The 540-nt window shown below is 37.8% G+C and carries 1 protein-coding gene; it reads left to right on the top strand.

What is annotated here, in order from left to right; all coding sequences use genetic code 11:
• Positions 1–540 (top strand): transposase (locus M3189_RS26455; protein ID WP_251639769.1); only part of this gene is annotated, 540 nt, incomplete at both ends.

Here is a 540-nt window from a genome sequence, read left to right as displayed (position 1 = left end):
AATCAAAGGAAGAAGTTTCAGCTGAATTACTTTTACTAAAGTTGGCAGTACAGGACTTAAAACGGTTAGATGAAAATGTAAGTATACTAGAAAAGGAAATTGAAGAAGCACTTTTAGAAACAGATGGACGTCTTCTATTAACTGTACCTGGTATCGGGGTATCTACGGCAGCTGAATTCTTTAGTGAATTGGGGGATATCTCTCAATATGAACACGCTGGCCAATTGATCAAGAAAGCTGGAACGAATCCAATCATAATCCAGTCTGGGGGAACTCAAGGGTTCTATGGCCGCATTTCCAAACAAGGAAATAAGAATTTACGCTTCATGGTTTACACAGTAGGAAAATGTCTAGCCTCACATAATAAAGACTTGCGTCCTTATTATGAGAAACTAAAAGAACGTGGGAAACATGCCAGAAAGGCCTTCATAGCCCTAGGAAACAAGTTTATTCGAATAGCCTTTTCAATGTTAAAACATAAGAAACCGTATGAGTCTAAACAGTCAGAATACAGCATCTTTCAAGAGATTAAGAAGAAAC

It is taken from the genome of Neobacillus niacini (assembly GCF_023715415.1).
GTDB classification, from domain to species: Bacteria; Bacillota; Bacilli; order Bacillales; family Cytobacillaceae; genus Neobacillus; species Neobacillus niacini_C.
Note: the sequence above shows the minus strand (reverse complement) of the source record. Positions and strands in the feature narration are given on the sequence as shown.